General features: G+C 64.0%; 18 protein-coding genes. 9 read left to right on the top strand and 9 right to left on the bottom strand.

The annotated features are described in order from the left end of the window. Positions 1–13: 13 nt before the first annotated feature. Positions 14–2,644 carry a TonB-dependent receptor gene (locus IYX23_RS14865; RefSeq protein WP_196393702.1) on the top strand — a complete coding sequence of 877 codons (2,631 nt, stop codon included), beginning with the start codon at positions 14–16 and terminating at the stop codon, positions 2,642–2,644. A 126-nt stretch (positions 2,645–2,770) separates the two neighbouring features. Here the strand turns inward: IYX23_RS14865 and IYX23_RS14860 are convergent, their stop codons facing one another. From IYX23_RS14860 to IYX23_RS14845, 4 genes are all read right to left on the bottom strand, one after another. Continuing rightward, positions 2,771–4,168, bottom strand: a complete 1,398-nt coding sequence (locus tag IYX23_RS14860; protein ID WP_196393703.1) for an NAD(P)(+) transhydrogenase (Re/Si-specific) subunit beta — start codon at positions 4,166–4,168, stop codon at positions 2,771–2,773. A gap of 4 nt (positions 4,169–4,172) precedes the next feature. Beyond that, positions 4,173–4,625, bottom strand: a complete 453-nt coding sequence (locus tag IYX23_RS14855) for an NAD(P) transhydrogenase subunit alpha (protein ID WP_018406076.1) — start codon at positions 4,623–4,625, stop codon at positions 4,173–4,175. Between the two features lie 37 nt (positions 4,626–4,662). Next, complete coding sequence (locus IYX23_RS14850; RefSeq protein WP_196393704.1) at positions 4,663–5,790, bottom strand: Re/Si-specific NAD(P)(+) transhydrogenase subunit alpha; 1,128 nt, start codon at positions 5,788–5,790, stop codon at positions 4,663–4,665. 72 nt (positions 5,791–5,862) lie between these two features. Continuing rightward, positions 5,863–6,009 carry an aa3-type cytochrome c oxidase subunit IV gene (locus IYX23_RS14845; RefSeq protein WP_196393705.1) on the bottom strand — a complete coding sequence of 49 codons (147 nt, stop codon included), beginning with the start codon at positions 6,007–6,009 and terminating at the stop codon, positions 5,863–5,865. Positions 6,010–6,276: 267 nt separating this feature from the next. Here IYX23_RS14845 and IYX23_RS14840 point away from each other — a divergent pair, with 267 nt between their 5' ends. Beyond that, positions 6,277–6,780 (top strand): ferritin-like domain-containing protein, encoded by a 504-nt coding sequence (locus IYX23_RS14840; protein WP_196393706.1) that lies wholly within the window; start codon positions 6,277–6,279, stop codon positions 6,778–6,780. Positions 6,781–6,838: 58 nt separating this feature from the next. After that, positions 6,839–7,630 (top strand): SDR family NAD(P)-dependent oxidoreductase, encoded by a 792-nt coding sequence (locus IYX23_RS14835; protein WP_196393707.1) that lies wholly within the window; start codon positions 6,839–6,841, stop codon positions 7,628–7,630. Positions 7,631–7,707: 77 nt separating this feature from the next. On the opposite strand, the gene groL is transcribed toward IYX23_RS14835, so the two are convergent. Further along, on the bottom strand, positions 7,708–9,345 hold the full coding sequence (groL, locus tag IYX23_RS14830; protein ID WP_196393708.1) for a chaperonin GroEL: 1,638 nt from the start codon (positions 9,343–9,345) through the stop codon (positions 7,708–7,710). A 42-nt stretch (positions 9,346–9,387) separates the two neighbouring features. Beyond that, on the bottom strand, positions 9,388–9,675 hold the full coding sequence (gene groES / locus IYX23_RS14825) for a co-chaperone GroES (RefSeq protein WP_014890807.1): 288 nt from the start codon (positions 9,673–9,675) through the stop codon (positions 9,388–9,390). Positions 9,676–9,987: 312 nt separating this feature from the next. On the opposite strand from groES, the gene lspA reads away from it, so the two are divergent. The 5 genes from lspA to IYX23_RS14800 all read left to right on the top strand — a co-directional run bounded on the left by lspA (position 9,988) and on the right by IYX23_RS14800 (position 16,168). Beyond that, positions 9,988–10,497 carry a signal peptidase II gene (lspA, locus tag IYX23_RS14820; protein WP_196393709.1) on the top strand — a complete coding sequence of 170 codons (510 nt, stop codon included), beginning with the start codon at positions 9,988–9,990 and terminating at the stop codon, positions 10,495–10,497. Positions 10,498–10,597: 100 nt separating this feature from the next. After that, entirely contained in the window at positions 10,598–11,314 is a 717-nt protein-coding gene (locus IYX23_RS14815; protein WP_196393710.1) for a hypothetical protein, read from the top strand. 65 nt (positions 11,315–11,379) lie between these two features. After that, a complete protein-coding gene (locus IYX23_RS14810) occupies positions 11,380–12,705 on the top strand; it encodes a pitrilysin family protein (RefSeq protein ID WP_196393711.1) in 1,326 nt (441 codons plus the stop codon). Positions 12,706–12,792: 87 nt separating this feature from the next. After that, positions 12,793–14,076, top strand: coding sequence for a pitrilysin family protein (locus tag IYX23_RS14805; protein WP_196393712.1), 1,284 nt, complete (start codon positions 12,793–12,795; stop codon positions 14,074–14,076). A 46-nt stretch (positions 14,077–14,122) separates the two neighbouring features. Next, on the top strand, positions 14,123–16,168 hold the full coding sequence (locus IYX23_RS14800; protein ID WP_196393713.1) for a M3 family metallopeptidase: 2,046 nt from the start codon (positions 14,123–14,125) through the stop codon (positions 16,166–16,168). 5 nt (positions 16,169–16,173) lie between these two features. Here the strand turns inward: IYX23_RS14800 and IYX23_RS14795 are convergent, their stop codons facing one another. From IYX23_RS14795 to fabI, 3 genes are all read right to left on the bottom strand, one after another. After that, the gene (locus tag IYX23_RS14795; protein WP_196393714.1) at positions 16,174–16,467 is read right to left on the bottom strand and encodes a type II toxin-antitoxin system RelE/ParE family toxin; all 294 of its coding nucleotides are present in this window, start codon (positions 16,465–16,467) and stop codon (positions 16,174–16,176) included. Then, on the bottom strand, positions 16,464–16,691 hold the full coding sequence (locus tag IYX23_RS14790; protein ID WP_196393715.1) for a hypothetical protein: 228 nt from the start codon (positions 16,689–16,691) through the stop codon (positions 16,464–16,466). Before IYX23_RS14790 ends, IYX23_RS14795 begins: the two co-directional genes overlap by 4 nt. A 95-nt stretch (positions 16,692–16,786) precedes the next feature. Continuing rightward, positions 16,787–17,647, bottom strand: coding sequence for an enoyl-ACP reductase FabI (gene fabI, locus IYX23_RS14785; protein ID WP_196393716.1), 861 nt, complete (start codon positions 17,645–17,647; stop codon positions 16,787–16,789). 217 nt (positions 17,648–17,864) lie between these two features. On the opposite strand from fabI, the gene IYX23_RS14780 reads away from it, so the two are divergent. Further along, entirely contained in the window at positions 17,865–18,365 is a 501-nt protein-coding gene (locus IYX23_RS14780) for an RNA polymerase subunit sigma-70 (protein WP_196398858.1), read from the top strand. Positions 18,366–18,367 lie beyond the last annotated feature (2 nt).

The raw sequence follows: 18,367 nt of genomic DNA, 5'->3' as shown, positions 1-18,367 counted from the left end.
AAGGAAGCATTTCATGTCTCGTCACTCTCTCCTGCGCGGCGTCTCCGCCGGCGCTCTCGCCATCTTTGCGTTTTCCGAACTTTACGCGACGCGCGCCGCTGCGCAGCAGTCGCTGCCGACGATCGACGTCGGCGGTCAACGTCGCGGCGTTGTCAGGCGGCCGACGACCGGCGTTCCAGGCGCTGCGACAAATGTCGCGCCGGCTCCGGCGCCCGCGCCCGTGCCTGTCTCAATTTGGTCGGCGACGCTTCCTGACGGCAAGCCGGCCTTCGTTCAGCGCTGGCAATTGCCCAACACGGTCGCGAGCGTCACGCGCCGCGACATCAAAGAGAAGATCAACATCGTCGACAGCCAGGATGCGCTCAAATATGTGCCGGGCCTGTTCATCCGAAAACTGCGCGGCGGCAACGAGGGCATGATCCAGACGCGCACATGGGGCCTCTCGTCCGCGCGCGCTCTGGTCTATGTCGACGACCTGTTGATCAGCCAGCTTATCTCCAACGGACATACCGACGGCCAGCCGCGCTGGGGGCTTATTTCGCCGGAAGAGATCGAACGCGTCGACTACCTCTACGGGCCTTATGCGGCGCAGTATCCAGGCAATTCGATCGGCGGCGTCATCAAATTCACCACGCGCATGCCGGAGCATCTCGAAGTCACCGCCAAGCAGACCGTGGCTGTGCAAGACTTTGCGTGGTGGGGCGCTCAGCTCGGCCTGCCGACGACAACGACGGCGCTGACCATCGGCGATAAAATCGGTGATCTGTCCTATTTCGTCGCGCTGAATTACGCCTGGAACAACAATCAGCCGATTTCTTTCATCAACGCCGGACGCTTCTATCCCTATCCAGGCGCGATCTTCTCCCAGAACGTCTATGGCGTGCCGCAGTCGATCGTCGGCTCGGGATCGATCTCGGAGGAGAATTTCATCAACGGCAAGGTGAAGGTCGCTTACGACTTCACGCCGACGATCCGCGGCGTCTACACGCTCGGCGTGTTCAACAGCGATCGCGTGTCCTGGCCGCTGAACTATCTGTCGGGAGGACGCAACGAAGTTTTTGGGCCGCCTTCGGGGCCCGCAGCGCTTTCTACAACGACTCTGCAGGGCTTCGGCGCGGCCAATCTACGCTATCAGGAGACGATCCTGGTCAACTCCCTGGCGCTTAAGTCAAATACGCAGGGCGTTTTCGACTTCGAGCTTTCCGCCTCGCATTTCACCTACCCCTACAGCTCCTCGCGTTCGGCCTGGAGCGGCGTGCCCTCGACTGCGATCAATCCCTTCGGAGGTTATACGCAGACCGGTCGCGACACGATCTTCACCGGCACATATTGGACGCTTCTCGATCTGAAGGGCATTTTTCGGCCGGACGGCCCCGAAGGCATGCACGACATCAGCTTCGGCATACACGGGGATCAATATCACTCGAACAATCCGATCTGGCTCACGACGAATTGGGGGGCGGGCATGGCGTCGTCGTATGGCGTCGTCCAGTCGGTCGGCAGCGGCACGACGCGTACGCAGGCGCTCTGGGCGCAGGATGCGATTCTCCTGCGGCCCGACCTGAAACTGACTCTCGGCGTTCGCGGCGAGCATTGGCAAGCCTCCGACGGATACAATCAGCTCCTCGGCGGTCTGAACGCCGCCGCCACCGGCTCTTCGGCGCAGCTTGGGACCATGTTGCCGATTTTCCAGCCCAATCTCTATTCCACGCGCGTGTCGCCGAAGGCGTCGCTGCGCTGGGAGGCGGATCCATATTGGACGATCACCGGCAATGTCGGCATGGCCAATCGCTTTCCGACGGTGCGCGAACTCTACAATCTCACCGCAACGCCGGGCGCAACGGGATTCGTCACCAATCCCAACCCCAATCTGCGTCCCGAGACCGCGCTGACCAAGGAGATCGTCTTTCAGCGCAGTCTTGGTCCGAACAGCTGGGCGCGGCTGTCGCTCTTCGATGAAGAAGCGCGCGACGCGATCATCTCCAACGCCACTTTTGCGCCCGGGTCGGTCTTTCAGACCAACGCCAACATCAACGTCGACCGCATTCGTAACAGCGGCGCAGAGCTCGCCTGGCAGAAGGACGACGTCTACTATAAGGGGCTTCAGCTGTTCGGCAGCGTCACTTACGTCAATTCGCGCGTCATCTCGTTCAGTCGCTGGCAGCCTTCAGCGCCCTCGGCGACCTCGCCGTTCGGCACAAGTTTTGAATTCCCTTGGGCGCTTTCGGTCGCGGGCAAGAACGTGCCGGGCGTGCCGAAATGGCGTTGGAATTTCGGCGCCACCTATCGCCCGGATGACAGCTGGGCGTTCACGGTGGCGATGCGCTGGCAGGATCGCATCTGGCGCACGCTCGCGAACAATGATCTCGTGCACGGCATCTTTGGCTCGTCTGATCGCTTCTTCATTGTCGATCTGCACGCGCATTACAAATACAGCGACCGATGGTCGTTCGACGCCGGCATCGACAATGTGAACAACTACAAGTTCGCGTTGTTCCATCCATTCCCGCAGCGCACCTTCATCTTCTCGGCGAAGTACGAATATGGCACGGGCAAGAATCTGCCGGGCATTTTCTATGCCGGCAACGAAGCCTGGCCAGAATTTGGCGGCTGGCTCCAGCCGGTCGCCTGGAACTGGGAGTAGTCCCGAACGCGAAGCGGGACCAATCCTGCTTCGCGGAGACTCCGCTTCGAGGGCGGCGGTATGGACGCAAAACAAAACGCCCGGGAGAAACTCCCGGGCGTTTTGTTTCGGGTCGTTGAAGAGACGTTAGTGCGCCAGCGACTTGACGATCGACTCGACGGTCTTCTTGGCGTCGCCGAACAGCATCATCGTATTGGGCCGAAAGAACAGCTCGTTCTCGACGCCGGCGTAGCCAGAGCCCATGCCGCGTTTCAGGAATAGAACCGTCTTCGCCTTTTCGACGTCGAGAATCGGCATGCCATAGATCGCCGACGTCTTATCGGTCTTGGCGGCGGGGTTGGTCACGTCGTTGGCGCCGATGACGAAGGCGACGTCCGCCTGTCCGAATTCGGAGTTGATGTCTTCGAGCTCGAACACTTCGTCATAGGGCACATTGGCTTCGGCGAGCAGCACATTCATATGGCCCGGCATGCGGCCCGCGACCGGATGGATGGCGTATTTGATGTCGACGCCTTCCTCCTTGAGCATGTCGGCCATTTCGCGCAGCGCATGCTGCGCCTGCGCGACCGCCATGCCATATCCCGGCACGATGATGATCTTGCCGGCGTTCTGCATGATGTAGGCGGCGTCTTCCGCCGAGCCCTGCTTGACGTTGCGCGTCTCCTTGCCGCCAGCGGGCCCCGCCACCTCGCCGCCGAAGCCGCCGAGAATGACGGAGATGAAGCTGCGGTTCATCCCCTTGCACATGATGTAGGAGAGGATCGCGCCCGACGAGCCGACAAGCGCGCCGGTGATGATCAGCGCGAGATTGCCCAGCGTGAAGCCGATGCCGGCCGCCGCCCAACCCGAATAGGAGTTGAGCATGGAGACGACCACCGGCATGTCGGCGCCGCCGATCGGAATGATCAGCGTCACGCCCAGCGCGAAGGAGGCGAGAATCAGCAGGAACAGCCAGACGCCGCTCTGCGTGCCGACGAAGAGCGCCGTCAACGCCAGCAGGGAGACGCCAAGCATAATGTTGATGGTATGGCGTTCCGGCAGCAGGATCGGCTTGCCGGTCATGCGTTCGGAAAGCTTTAGAAAGGCGATGATCGATCCGGTGAAGGTGATCGCGCCGATCGCCGCGCCGAGCGACATTTCGACGAGGCTGCCGGCGTGAATATCATTCGCGTCGCCGATGCCGAAGGCGCGCGGCGCGAAAAAGGCGCCGGCCGCGACAAGCACCGCCGCCAAGCCGACCAGCGCGTGGAAGCCCGCGACAAGTTCGGGCATCTTCGTCATCGGAACGCGCTGGGCGATGAAAGCGCCCGCGCCGCCGCCGATGGCGACGCCGATCACGATCATCAGCAGGCCGCCGAAGGAGGGGAAATGCGTCAGCAGCGTCGTCGCCACGGCGATCGCCATGCCGATCATGCCATAGCGATTGCCCTCGCGAGAGGTGGCGGGCGAGGAGAGGCCGCGCAGCGCGAAGATGAACAGCACGCCGGCGACGAGATAGAGAAGGGCTGCGATATTGGCGCTCATGGCCTCAGCCCTTCTTCTTGTACATGGAGAGCATGCGTTCGGTGACGAGGAAGCCGCCGAAGATGTTCACGCTGGCGAGAATGACCGCGATGAAACCGAAGGCGTTCGCCCACCAGGAGCCCGAAGCCTCAGCGGCGGTCATGCCTTCGACGCCTGCCGCGAGCAGCGCGCCGACGATGATGACGGAGGAAATCGCGTTCGTGACCGACATCAGCGGCGTATGCAGCGCCGGCGTCACCGACCAGACGACGTAATAGCCGACAAAGACCGCCATGGCGAAGATCGCCACGCGGAAGACGAAAGGATCAATCGCGCCGCCGGCCAGCCCGTGCGCCGCCGCCGCGGCGGCCGTGTGTGCGAGTTCGTCCGAATAGTGTTGCGCCTGTTCGGCCAGGTGGCGGGCGGCCTCGGCCGCCGCCTGCGCCTTCTCGAGCAATTGTTGCGTAGAGTCGGTCATCGCTTAACGCCCCTTAGTTTGATATGCGCGCAGGCGGCTATTTAAAACGCTCGTCGACCACGGCGCCGTCGCGGGTCAGCGCGGTCGCCTTCACCAGTTCGTCTTCCCAATTGATGGCGAGCTGCTTGGTGTCCTTCGAAACGAGCGTCTCGACGAAGGCCAGCAGATTTTTGGCGTAGAGGCTCGACGCCGTCGACGCCATGCGGCCGGCGAGATTGAGCGCGCCAAGGATCTTGACGCCGTCGACGACCACGGTTTCGCCGGGCTTGGTCAATTCGCAATTGCCGCCGCGTTCGGCCGCAAGATCGACGATGACCGAGCCAGGCCGCATGGAGCGCACCATCTCCGCCGAGATGAGCTTGGGCGCGGGCCGGCCGGGAATCAGCGCCGTGGTGATGACGATGTCCTGCTTGGCGATGTGCGCAGCGACGAGTTCGGCCTGCGCCTTCTGATATTCGGGCGACATCTCCTTGGCGTAGCCGCCGGAGGTCTCGGCCTGTTTGAACTCTTCGTTCTCGACGGCGATGAATTTCGCGCCGAGCGATTCGACCTGCTCCTTCGTCGCCGGCCGCACGTCGGTGGCGGTGACGATCGCGCCCATGCGCCGCGCCGTGGCGATCGCCTGCAGACCGGCGACGCCGACGCCCATTATAAAGACTTTCGCCGCCGGGACGGTTCCGGCGGCGGTCATCATCATCGGAAAGGAGCGGCCATATTCGGCCATCGCGTCAATGACGGCGCGATAGCCGGCGAGATTGGCCTGGGACGACAGCACGTCCATGGTTTGCGCCCGCGTGATGCGCGGCATGAGCTCCATGGCGAAAGCGATCGCGCCGCTCTTGGCGAGATCGGCAAGCTGAGCCCCCGCGCCAAAGGGATCCATGATCGCGATCACCGCGAGATTGGGTTTTGCGCCGCGAAGCTCCGCCGCCGAAGGACGGCGCACGCGCAGCGCGACGTCGGCGCCAGTCAGCGCCGCCGCCGCATCATCGGCGATCGTCGCGCCGGCGGCGGCGTAGTCGCTGTCGGAGAAGCCGGCGACGGCGCCCGCGCCGGCCTCGACCACGACGTCGGCGCCCAGCCCGATGAATTTCTTGACGGTCTCGGGTGTGGCCGCGACGCGCGGCTCGGATTTATCCGTTTCAGCCAATACGGCGATGCGCATAACGAACTCCGGTTGTGGAAAAACCGTCGCCGCCAGCGTCGCCGACAGCGGCAAAAAGCGGAGGCTCTGAACCTAGCGCGCGACGAAGAAATACAGCAGGAGCAGCAGGACCGCGGTGCTTGCCGCGCCGATCTTCAGCAGCAACAAGAATGTATTGTAGGTCCTTAGATGCTCGGCCCAGTCGCCGTTCGACTCCGCCGGCGTGCGCAAGCTCGCCATTTCGCTCCTCCCGATTCTTGCTGACGCGCGCGTGACCCCGCGTGCGAAGCTGATGCTAAACGAGCGGAAGCCATAGGGCAACGGCTTGAAGCTTCGGAAAGCTGCGGCGACCCGACGCGCAGGGCAGGCGCGGCCGAGCCGAGCGCGGACCTTTGGGAGTTCAGGCGCGCCTCTCCGCCTGCAGGGGGAACATTCGCGCATCGGCGGCGTTCCACTGCACGCCTGCGGCCCGCGGGCTCCCCACATCGCAAAAACCGGAGCGGGACGATGGGTCTCTTTTCCAAGGACATCAAGACGATCGACGATCTGTTCGTGCACACGCTGCGCGACATCTACTACGCTGAAAACCAGATCCTGAAAGCGCTGCCCGATATGGTCGAGAAGGCCTCCGATCCGCGGCTGAGAGAAGCGTTCGAGCAGCACCTTGGCGAGACGGAAAATCAGGTGCGCCGGCTCGAGAAAGTGTTCGAGCTGCATGGCGTGACTCCCAAGGGCGTCAACTGCCCGGCGATCGACGGCATCCTCGAAGAGGCCGATGAGGTCTCGGGCGAAACCGCCGACAATGAAGTGCTGGACGCCGCGCTGATCGCGAGCGCTCAGGCCGTCGAGCATTATGAAATCACGCGCTATGGCACATTGGTCGCCTGGGCGAAGGAGCTTGGCCGCGAGGACTGCGCGCAGCTTCTCGCGGAAACGCTCGCCGAAGAAAAGAACGCGGACAAAAAGCTCTCGTCGCTCGCCGAAGGGCGGATCAACCGAAAGGCCGCCTGACAGAAGGTCGGCTGTAGGAGCATCGGCGTCGGCTTCGCGCGGCGCCGCTGACGTGAAAATGAACCAGACTTCGCAGGAACCGCTCGCCGTGGTGACGGGGGCTTCGTCCGGGATTGGCTACGAACTCGCCCTGATCTGCGCACGGCGGGGCTTTGATCTGGTGATCGCGGCCGATCGCCCCGAAATTCATGGCGCAGCCGCTCGGTTTCGGGAGCTTGGGGCAAATGTGACCGAGGTTGAAACTGACCTCTCCACAACGGATGGCGTCGACCGGTTATGCGCCGCGGCTGACGGACGCCCGATCGCCGCGCTTCTCGCCAACGCCGGACACGGGTTGGGTCGCGGCTTTCTCGATCAAGACTTCTCGGCCGAGCGGCATGTGCTCGACACGAATATCACCGGCACGATTTATCTGCTTCACAAGGTCGCGCGAGACATGCGGGCGCGCGGCGCGGGACGCATTCTGGTCACCGGCTCCATCGCCGGCTTCATTCCGGGGTCGTATCAGGCCGTTTACAACGCGACGAAGTCTTTTCTCAACAGCTTCTGCTTCGCGCTGCGCGAGGAACTCAAGGATTCGGGCGTCACCGTCACCTGCCTCATGCCGGGAGTGACCGCGACCGATTTCTTCGAGCGCGCCGATCTGATGGACACGAAGGTCGGACGGTCTCAAAAGGCGTCCGCGCAAGAAGTGGCGATCGATGGCTTTGAGGCGATGATGCGCGGCGACGCAGAGATCATCAGCGGCTGGCGCAACAAATTGCAGGTCGCGACCGCGAACATCACCCCGGCGCAGATCCTCGCGAAGAGACATGCGCAGATCACCGCGCCCGGAACGGCGGGTCCGTAACCGCTCAATGAGACCGGCACGCAAAAAAGCCCCGGATTTTCGCCCGGGGCTTTTTTTGTTCACGGAGCGCGCGGACTTTAAAAGTCCATGCCGCCCATGCCGCCGCCGCCCGGCATCGCCGGCGGGCCTTCCTTCTTTGGCGCTTCGGTGATCGTCGCCTCGGTGGTGATGATCAGACCGGCGATCGACGCGGCGTCCTGCAGCGCGGTGCGCACGACCTTGGTCGGGTCGATGATGCCGAGCTTCATCAGATCGCCATACTCGCCCTTCTGCGCGTCGAAGCCGTAGCCGTATTCGGTGGCTTCGAGCAGCTTGCCGACCACCACGGCGCCGTCGCCGCCGGCGTTGTCGACGATCTGGCGCGCCGGCGCCTGGATCGCCTTGCGGACGATGTCGACGCCGGTCTGCTGGTCAGGATTGCCGACCTTGACGCTGTCGAGCGCCTTGATGGCGCGCAGCAGCGCCACGCCGCCGCCCGGCGACACGCCTTCCTCGACCGCCGCGCGAGTGGCGTTGAGGGCGTCGTCGACGCGGTCCTTCTTCTCCTTGACTTCGACCTCGGTCGCGCCGCCGACGCGGATCACCGCGACGCCGCCCGCGAGCTTCGCCAGACGCTCCTGGAGCTTTTCGCGGTCGTAGTCCGAGGTCGTCTCCTCGATCTGTCCTTTGATCTGGGCGATGCGCGCCTCGATGTCCTTCTTCTCGCCGGCGCCGTCGATGATCGTCGTGTTCTCCTTCTCGATGCGCACGCGCTTGGCGCGGCCGAGCATGGCGAGCGTGACGTTCTCGAGCTTGATGCCGAGGTCCTCGGCGATCAACTCGCCGCCGGTGAGGATGGCGATGTCTTCGAGCATCGCCTTGCGGCGATCGCCGAAGCCGGGCGCCTTGACGGCGGCGATCTTCAGGCCGCCGCGCAGCTTGTTGACGACGAGGGTCGCCAGCGCTTCGCCTTCGATGTCCTCAGCGACGATGAGCAGCGGCTTGCCGGTCTGCACCACCGCCTCGAGGATCGGCAGCAACGGCTGCAGAGTCGACAGCTTCTTCTCGTGGATGAGAATGTAGGGATCGTCGAGTTCGGCGATCATCTTCTCGGCGTTGGTGATGAAATAGGGCGAGAGATAGCCGCGATCGAACTGCATGCCCTCGACGATGTCGGTCTCGGTCTCGAGGCTCTTCGCCTCCTCGACCGTGATGACGCCTTCATTGCCGACCTTCTGCATCGCCTTGGCGATTTCCTGGCCGATGAAGTCGTCGCCATTGGCCGAAATCTTGCCGACCTGGGCGATCTCGTCGTTCGAAGTGACCTTCTTCGAATGCGCTTTGAGATCGGCGACGATGGCGTCAACGGCGAGGTCGACGCCACGCTTCAGATCCATGGGGTTGAGGCCGGCGGCGACAGCCTTCGCGCCTTCACGGGCAATCGAGGCGGCAAGAACGGTTGCGGTGGTGGTGCCGTCGCCAGCGAGGTCGTTCTGCTTGGAGGCGACTTCGCGGACGAGCTGGGCGCCGAGATTTTCGAACTTGTCGGCAAGCTCGATTTCCTTAGCGACGGTGACGCCGTCCTTGGTGATGCGCGGCGCGCCGAAGGACTTCTCGATCACGACGTTGCGGCCCTTGGGACCAAGTGTGACCTTAACGGCGTTGTTGAGGATTTCGACGCCGCGCAGAATGCGATCGCGGGCGTCAGTGGAGAAACGGACGTCTTTTGCAGCCATTTACAATTCTCCTGGGGGTTGGAAGCGAACGGCGGCGTCGAGTCAGTCGACGATGCCGAGGATGTCGCTTTCCTTCATGATGAGCAGGTCGTCGCCGTCGATCTTGACTTCGGTGCCGGACCATTTGCCGAAGAGCACGCGGTCGCCGGACTTCACGTCTAGCGGGTTCAGCTTGCCGTTTTCGTCGCGAGCGCCGGGGCCGACGGAAATGACCTTGCCCTCTTGCGGCTTCTCTTTCGCGGTGTCCGGAATGATGATGCCGCCTTTGGTTTTTTCCTCGCCTTCGAGTCGCTTGACCACGACGCGGTCGTGGAGGGGACGGAACGTCATTGTGAATCTTTCCTTTTCTGACCTGACGGGTTCGGCCCGCCAAAAAGGGATATGCGAAGGCTTGTTGGCACTCGCGTGAGATGAGTGCCAACAGGCGCCACACAGATATGGGCGAGGCCAAGCGCTGTCAAGTTGGGGGCAGGCGCAGAATTTTTCGGTTCTGTTGTCGTTCAGCTACAGCGCGGCCTGACGATTGGGCCCAAGCCGGAAGGACCGATCATTGTCGCCCAGTGATCTCGTCGCATGAGCGCGGGCGCTTTCTTTTTCGCATTGATCCGCATTAATGATGCGTTGGCGTCATGGAGATCACGCTTGTCTGGCAGACTTTCCCCCCGCGCGCTCGGCCTTGCCGCGGCGCTCGCCGCTCTGGCGTTCGACCAGGCGCATAAATTCTGGATGCTGAATATATTTGACGTCGCCGCCCGGCCGCCGATGAGCCTTACGCCGTTCCTCGACGTCTTGCTGTCCTGGAACTATGGCGTCTCCTATTCGTTATTTCCTGCCCACGAAACCTTGACCCGCCTCGCGCTGTTGACGATGCAGGGCGCGATCATCGCTGGACTGGCGATCTGGATGGTGCGCACGGAAAGCCGCGCGACGGCTGTGGCGCTGGGATTGATCATCGGCGGCGCGCTCGGCAACGCCGCCGACCGCATCACCCGGGGGGCGGTCGCCGATTTCTTCTACCTGCACACCAGCCTGCCCGTCGGACCTTTGGCTAACTACGTGTTTAACCTCGCCGATGTCTTCATTACGGCGGGCGTGGCGCTGCTGGTCATTGAGGGGTTTTTCCTGCCCCAGGAGCGGCGCGCCGAAACCTGATTGCGCTCTGGTCGAGCGTGGCCCAGCCTTCGCCACTAAATCGCCAATAAGTCGCGTCCATGTAGCCGCATATAACCGGAGCCCGAATGGAGTCCGACAGATGAAGCTTGCTCAGTCGCAGCGCTGCGCCCTTTACGCTCTCGCCGGTCTCGCGGCGGTCCAGGCCGCGCCAGCTCTGGCCGGTGACGACAAATCCACATGGTCGGCGATGATGGAGATGGTCGGCGCGTCTTCGGACGAGGGCGCCGGCAAAATCGATTATAGCGAACGGCCCAAGCTCGTCTTGCCGCCGAGCGCCGGCGACCTCCCGCCGCCGCGCGAGCGGGGCGCCCGGTCGGGCGAATGGCCCGCCGAGCTATCGGCCGAGCGGCGCCGTAACGTCAACCGCTACGCCCGGGTGCCGAACGCGCCGCCGGAGGCGCCGCGCCCGGGGGTGTTTGCGCGGGTGCTTTCCTTTGGATCAGGCGCTGAACCGCCCGCGCCCGCCGTCGAGGAGCCGAGCCGCGTCATGCTGACGGAGCCGCCTCCCGGCTACCGTCGGCCAACGCAGGACCTCAATAATCTGCGCGAGACAGAAGTCGCCAAGAAGAGCTCCTGGTGGAACCCGTTGAGCTGGGGACGGGGCGGCGCGGATAAACCCGCCGCCAGCGCCTCGGCCGCCAACCCCGCCGCCCCAGACATGCGAGGCGGCGGGGCCCATGCGACCGGCGCCTACAGCGCCGCCGCCTCGGACACGCGAGGCGGCGATATGCTCTCCAATTTCAGCGCCGTCATGCCGCAATTCCTGCGCGGTAGCTCGGACAACGACAAGAATTAAATTACGGCCTATATAGGAGAGACACTCTCCGAGACGCGGCGCGGACGCCGCGGGAAAGGCCGTTCATGTCATTTGAGACGAAGGCGTCAGCCGTTTCGCTTGCGCCCGGGGCAGCCGCGCCGGGGCCTGCGCGCGCGAGCATTACGAGCTTCACGCTCGACAACGGCATGGAAGTCGTCGTCATCCCTGACGCGCGAACGCCTGTCGTCACGCATATGGTCTGGTATAAAAACGGCGCCGCCGACGACCCGCTGGGCCAGTCGGGCATCGCGCATTTTCTTGAACATCTGATGTTCAAGGGCACGGCGGAGCATCCGCAGGGCGAATTCTCTAATCTTGTCGCCGAACTCGGCGGCCAGGAGAACGCCTTCACCAGCTACGATTACACGGCCTATTTCCAGCGCATCGGCAAGGAGCATCTCGCCACGCTGATGGCGTTCGAGGCCGATCGCATGCGCAATCTGGTCCTGACCGACGACGTCGTCGATCCGGAACGCGACGTGGTGCTTGAAGAGCGCCGCATGCGCACGGACAGCGATCCGTCGGCGCAGCTCGACGAGGCCGTACAGGCGGCGCTCTTCGCCCATCATCCCTACGGCATCCCGATCATCGGCTGGAATCACGAGATCGAGGGGCTGGGTCGCGCGCATGCGCTCGCCTATTATCAACGCTTCTATACGCCGGAAAACGCCATCCTGATCGTCGCCGGCGACGTTGAGGCCGACGAGGTCGAACGTCTCGCCAAGGACACCTACGGCAAGGTTCCCGCGCAGGCCGCGCCGCCGCGGCGCGCCCGCGCGCAGGAGCCGCCGCACCGCGCCCACCGTCTGGTGACGCTGCGCGATGAGAAGGTCGAGCAGCCGGCGCATGAGCAGGTCTATCTCGTGCCGTCCTACAGCACCGCCCAGCCCGGCGAAGCCGAGGCGCTGGAGACGCTCGCTTATATGCTCGGCGGCGGAGCAACGAGCGCGCTCTATGATACGCTGGTCGTCGAAGAGCAGGTCGCGGTCGGCGCCGGCGCATATTACATGGGCTCCGCCGTCGACGATACGCGGCTTTGGGTCTATGCGACGCCCGCGCCGGATGTTTCGCTCCAGGATCTCGACGTCGCGATCGATCGCGTGCTGCGACGCTTCGCCGAAGAGCCGATCGACGCGGAGCATTTGCAGCGCGCCAAGACCCGGCTGATCGCCGACGCCATCTACGCGCAGGATAGCCAGGCCTCGCTTGCCCGCTGGTATGGCGAGGCGCTGGCCACCGGCCTCACCATCGACGACGTCGTCGCCTGGCCCGAGCGCATGGAGAAGGTGACGGCCGACGACGTGCAAAACGCCGCGCGCAAATGGCTCGACAAGCGCAGGGCCGTTACGGGCTTTCTGCTTCCGGCCTGAGACGGCGATCGCGTCAGGTTGTCGGCGTAAAGCCGACGCCTAACTCGACTGCCCAAGACCTACCGCCGACCTCCGTTAGGAACTGAAATGACCGCTCACGCGCCCATCGTCACCATCGCCTCCCGCGCCGAACATGTGCAGCGGATCACGACGCCGGCCGGCCTTGAGGCCTGGCTCGTAGAGAGCCACGCCGTGCCGCTCGTCGCGCTCGAATTCGCGATTCCCGGCGGCGCGTCGCAGGATCCTCGCGAGAAGCCCGGACTGGCGACGCTGCTCGCGTCGACGCTCGATGAAGGCGCCGGCCCTTATGACGCGCGCGGCTTCCATCGCGCCATCGACGATCTCGCGATTCATATTGGCTTTGGCGCCGATCGCGACGCGATCTCGGGCCATTTGCAGACTCTCTCGCGCAATGTCGACAAGGCGTTCGGCCTCTTAAAGCTCGCGCTCAACGACGCGCGGCTCGAAGCCGGCGACGTCGCGCGCGTGCGCAGCCAACTCGCCGCGGAATTGAAGCGCGACGCCAATGACCCCGACTCGATGGCGTCGAAAGCTTTCCGCGAAGCGGCCTTCCCGAACCATCCCTATGGGCGCCCGGTGCGCGGCGATCTTGCGTCGATCGACACGCTCACGCGCGAAGACCTCATCGCCCTGCGCGAGCGGCTCTTCGCGAGACGCGATCTCAAGATCGGCGTCGTCGGCGCGATCGACGCGACGCGGCTTTCGGAACTCCTTGACGCGACGTTCGGCGGCCTCGCGCTGCAAAACGATCTCGCGCCCGTCCCGGAGATTGAAGTCGCCAATGTCGGCATGCGCCAAGTCGTCGAACTCGACGTGCCGCAATCGACGATCCGTTTCGGACGCCCGTCGATCACCAAGCACGATCCCGACTATTACGCCGTCGTCGTCGCCAATCACATTCTGGGCGGCGGCACCTTCACGTCGCGGCTGTTCCGCGAGGTGCGCGAAAAGCGCGGCATGGCCTATTCGGTCTATTCGCATCTCAACGAATATGACCATTGCCCGATGTTGATCGGCGCCGCTGCGACCAAGAACGAGCGCGCCGGCGAAGCGATCGGCGTGATCCAGGAAGAGTTCAGAAACTTCGTCGCCGACGGTCCGACCGAAGACGAATTGGATAAGGCCAAGAAATTCCTCATCGGCTCCTATGCGCTGCGCTTTGACACCTCGACGAAGATCGCGAGCCAGCTCGTCAATCTGCAGCTCGATGGGTTCGAGCCGAGCTTCCTTGACGAACGCAATGGCCGAATCGCCGCGGTGACGATGGAGGATTGTCAGCGCGGCGCGAAGCGGCTCCTCGGCGACGGCGATCTGCTGGTGACGGTGGTGGGCAAGCCCGCGGGGGTGTAACGGCCGGCCACGCCGCCGCTGGTCGGCATTTTGCGAAGAGACTGTCATGGATAACCCTCTCCTTACGGCCTGGAGCGGCCCGTTCCGTCTGCCGCCTTTCAATGCGATTGAGCCCGCGCACTTTCGCGAGGCGTTCGAAACGGCTTTCGCCGAGCACAAGGCGGAAATCGACGGCATCGCCAACGACCCGTCGCCGCCGACCTTCGACAATGTCATCGGCGCGCTGGAGCGCAGCGGGCGCCTTCTGACCGACGTCGGCGCGGTGTTTTGGAATCTCACCACCACAGACACGACGCCTGAGTTGCAGGCGATCGAGCGCGATATGGCCGGCGCCTTTTCGCGTCACTCCAGCGACATCTCCATGAACCCCGGGCTGTTTCGCCGGATCGAAGCGCTTTACGAGACGCGCGGGGCCATCGATTTGACGCCGGAGCAGCGCCGCGTTCTCGAGCTGACCTACAAGAACTCCGTGCGCGCCGGCGCGAAGCTGAACGACGTCGACAAGGCGCGCCTCAAGGCGATCCTTGAACGGCTGGCGGGCCTCTCGACGCAGTTTTCGCAGAATGTGCTGGCCGATGAATCGTCATGGCTGCTGCTGCTCGACGAAAGCGATCTCGACGGCCTCTCGCCGGACTTTCGCGCCGCCGCCGCGCGCATCGCGGCGGAGCGTGGATCTCCCGGCAAATATGGCGTGACGCTGTCGCGCTCCAGCGCTGAAGTCTTTCTGCAAAGCTCGACGCGGCGCGATCTGCGCGAAACGGTGTTTCGCGCCTTCGCGAGCCGCGGCGAGAATGCGGGCGCGACCGACAACCGCCCGCTCATCCGCGAAATCCTGCAATTGCGCGAAGAGCGCGCGAAGCTGCTCGGCTTCGACAGTTTCGCCGCGTTCAAACTCGACGACACGATGGCGAAGACGCCGGCCGCCGTGCGCGAACTGATCGGTCGCGTCTGGGCGCCGGCGCTGACGCGCGCCGCCGAGGAGCGCGCGCTGATCCAGGCGATGGTCGAAGAAGAGGGCGCGAATTTCACCGTCGCGGCGCATGACAGGCGCTATTACGCCGAGCGCGTGCGCGCGAAGCGCTACGATCTCGATCAGGCCGCGCTGCGTCCCTACTTTATGCTCGACAACATGATCGCCGCGGCGTTCGACGTCGCGCAAAAACTCTTCGGCCTGCGCTTCGTCGAGCAGAAGGGCCTGCCGCTCTACCATCCGGATGTGCGCGCCTTCGATGTGCTGGACAGCAACGGCAAGCATGTCGCGCTGTTCCTCGCCGATTATTTTGCGCGGCCGTCGAAGCGGGGCGGCGCCTGGATGTCGGAATTCCGCGCGCAGCACAAGCTCGCTGGCGAAACCAGGCCGATCATCGTCAATGTGATGAATTTCACCAAAGGCGCCGACGGCGCCCCGACGCTGCTCAGCCTCGACGACGCCCGCACGCTGTTCCACGAATTCGGCCATGGCTTGCACGGCATGCTGTCCGACGTGACCTATCCTTCGGTCGCGGGCACCAATGTCGCGCGCGATTTCGTCGAGCTGCCTTCGCAGCTTTACGAGCACTGGCTGCTGGAGCCGGCGGTGCTGAAAAAATTCGCGCGTCATGCCGAAACGGGCGCGCCCATTCCCGATGATCTCGTCGCGCGCATCACCGCCGCGCGCCATTTCAATCAGGGCTTCGCGACGGTCGAGTTCTGCGCCTCGGCCCATGTCGATCTCGACATTCACGCGCAAAGCGTCGGGCCGGATTTCGACGCTGGCGCCTTCGAGGCGGACAGCCTCGCGCGGATTTCCATGCCGCCGGAAATCGTCATGCGGCACCGCCTGCCGCATTTCTCGCATATCTTCTCCGGCGACGGTTATTCGGCGGGCTATTACAGCTATCTCTGGGCCGAAACGCTCGACGCCGACGCTTTCGAGGCCTTCAAGGAGACGGGCGACCCCTTCGCGCCCGAGGTCGCGCAGCGCCTGCGCGATCACATCTACGCCGCAGGTGGCAAGCAGGACGCGGCGGACGCCTATGTGGCCTTTCGCGGGCGGATGCCGACGGTGGAGCCGCTGCTACGGCAACGGGGATTTGCGGAGCCGACGGGGTAGGAGATTCATTCCTCGGACTTCGGCGGCGAGGGGCGGCGGGCGCTGTGGCGTACGCCGTGAATAATAATCTCGGTTTCTGTGGCGCGATAGAAAATCAGATAGGGGTATGGATAGACGACCATGCGCCGAATGCCGCTTTTGCTGGTCAGATGGCCCGCTTGCGGATGCTGCAAGAGGAGAGCCGTCATCGCCTGAATTCGGCTTTTGACGCTGCGTGCCCCCTGTGGCGAGCGTACATCAATGAAAGAAAGAACTTCTTCGAGTTCTGTGGCCGCGCGAAGCGTATAGCGGAGCTTCACAGCCCATGCTTCGCCCAGATGGCCCGAATCTGATCGTCTGTCGCAAACTCGCCGCGCTCGGCCTGCGCCAGAGATTCGTCAAACGAGGCTTCTTCCTCAGCCGTGAGCTGCACGACCGGCAGCTCGTCGCCCGTCATCGCCATGATGACGCGGGCCATGTCGTCCTGCATGGCGGGGGGAAGATTACGGGCCGCCTCGAAGGCCTGTTCAAGCAGTTTCGTCATAGGCCAATTCTAGCGACTTGGCCAAAGCGCTGAAAGGATTTTTCTGCTCGGCGTGGATGCCCGCGACAAGCGCGGGCAAGACGCGGCGAATTCCCTCACTTCTGCTGCGGCAGCAGCGCCAGCAGATCCGCCATTTTCGGCGCCGCGCTCGGATTCATCATGCCCACGACATGATAGCCGGCGTCGACATGCAGCACTTCGCCCGAAACGCCGCGCGCCATCGGCGACAGCAGATAGACCGCCGTCTCGCCGACTTCCTCGATCGTCACGACGCGGCGCAGCGGCGAATTATATTCGTTCCAGCGCAGGATGTAGCGGAAGTCGCCGATGCCCGAGGCCGCCATCGTCTTGATCGGCCCGGCCGAAATCGCGTTGACGCGAATGTTTTTGACGCCGAGATCGGCGGCGAGATAGCGCACCGACGCCTCGAGCGCCGCCTTCGCCACGCCCATCACATTGTAATGCGGCATCCATTTCTCGGCGCCGTAATAGGTGAGCGTCAAGAGCGAGCCGCCGTCCGTCATCAGCTTCTCGGCGCGCTGCGCGATCGCGGTGAAGGAGTAGCAGGAGATGTTCAGCGACATCTGGAAGTTTTCCAGCGTCGTCTCGACATAGCGCCCGTCGAGCTGGTCCTTGTCGGAATAGGCGAGGCAGTGCACGACGAAATCGAGCCGGCCCCAAAGCTTCTCGATCTCGGCGAAGACGGCGTCCATCGTCTCCGGCTCGGCGACGTCGCAGCGCCCGACGACCGTCGCGCCGATGTCCGCCGCCAGCGGCCGCACGCGCTTTTCCAGCGCTTCGATCTGATAGGTGAGCGCGATTTCGGCGCCGGCGTCGGCGCAGGCCTTGGCGATGCCCCAGGCGATCGAGCGATTATTGGCGACGCCCAGGATGAGCCCCTTCTTGCCCTTGAGCAATCCGGCGAAAAGGGCGGCAGGCGCAGCTTGCTGTGTCATGCGTGTCTATATCCTGGGCAAAGAAGGGCTCGGCGGCTCGCGCCGTTTAGCGTGCTTTGGGCGCAAAGGAAACCCTCGCGCCACAGGCGGCGGCGGATGTGAAATCGCACGCGCCGGAGCGGCCAAGCATAGCCAATCGCGCGGCGATGCCCTATCATTCGATAGGAAACGTCATTGGCTTCGCAGACTGGCGAGAAGACCGAGCGGAGCGGGCCGCATGGGCAGAAGAGCCGATATCATAGCGGATCTGGGCGGAGCGACTCCGGCCCTGAGACGCTATGCGCGCGCGCTCTGCGCCGGCGCGGGTCCCGCCATCGCCGACGATCTGGTGCAAAGCGCGCTGCAGTCGGTCGGCGCGCGGATCCGATCCCGCGAGCTGCGCCCCGCCGATCTCGCCGAAGCGCGAATCGAAGCCTATGCGGCGCTCGTCGCGCTGGCTCAGAAAAAGCTCGCAGATGCGCCAGGTCCAGCGTCGCGCCCCCCGCCGGTCGTACATGGGCTTGCAAGTCTTTGCTTCGACGAGCGCGCCATGCTGCTGCTCGTTTCGCTCGAGGGCTTCGGCTATGACGCCTCCGCGCGCATCGTCGGCGCGAGCCGGGAAACGGCGCTGGCGCGTCTGATGCGCGCCCGCGCGACGCTCGGCGCCGAGGGTTTGCGGCCCGTCGCGTCGTCGGAGGGCGCCCGCCGCGCCGCTTCGCATCTGCGGGTCGTGAAGTAGCG

The sequence above is a fragment of the Methylocystis sp. L43 genome (genome assembly GCF_015709525.1).
Classification (GTDB): domain Bacteria; phylum Pseudomonadota; class Alphaproteobacteria; order Rhizobiales; family Beijerinckiaceae; genus Methylocystis.
Note: the sequence above shows the minus strand (reverse complement) of the source record. Positions and strands in the feature narration are given on the sequence as shown.